The following is an 876-nucleotide window of genomic DNA, read 5'->3' on the forward strand; positions in this document are numbered from 1 at the left end:
ATATTCTTTAGCCGGGATATCTGATTGGTTGGCACCAAGCTCGATTTTAGCGCTTGGTGCCTTTGCACAATAAACTTAGTACAGTGCTAACTATTGGATTATCGTTTCAAGAGCCCAGGTGTTTAGCGTTCCTGAGTTGGTGATCGTTGCTTTATCCTCTACTTTGAGTGTCCAGACACCTTGAGTAGACTCACCGTTAAATGCGCTTAAGGCGTTGTGAGGAATAACTGTGCCGCCGATACCGGGGGAAGAGTTACAAACGTTCTCTACAGCGGAGCTTCCCTGATCATCGAATGTTGCGTCGACATCATCGTTGGCGCAACCGAAATCGAACCAGCCGCCGGTTGTTCCAGGTCGGTCCATAATTACAACAGATGTGCCTGCAGGGCTTGTGAGCGTTAGGATCAGGTCTCCTGGTCGGCCATGCGATATATCAATCATAACATTAAGGTCAGCTAACTGACGGTCATCGGATATAGTCATACTGGTTGAGTTCGATGATGACCCCGCATCCAGTCCTGGGCTTGCACTAAATGTTTTAACAAGTGGAATGACTGTGACGGTGCGGGTTTGGGTTAATGCGCTATTCCCCGCCGCGTCAGTGACATTAAAGTGAACTTGATAACTGCCTGGTGTCGACATATCTAGCCCGCTTGTATCAATACTTACGTTCGATGATATGTCGCCATCGATGTTATCAGTTGCTGAAACCCCCAGGTCGCTATAAACATGTCCTTGAATAACTTCAACTGGATTGTCTCCTAGTACTGAAATACTAGGGGGGGTGGTATCGACTACATGTACTGTTCTCGTCACGGTTGTAGCATCGTTACCTTGAGCATCGGCGACATCATAGCTTAATGTGTAAGTTCCAGC

The 876-nt window shown here is 47.4% G+C and carries 1 protein-coding gene; it reads right to left on the reverse strand.

Annotated elements, in window-relative coordinates; all coding sequences use genetic code 11:
* Positions 1–90 precede the first annotated feature (90 nt).
* The coding region (locus tag A3729_RS18230) for an immunoglobulin-like domain-containing protein (protein WP_156498005.1) at positions 91–876 on the reverse strand (786 nt) is incomplete at its 5' end.

Source organism: Oleiphilus sp. HI0043 (genome assembly GCF_001634935.1).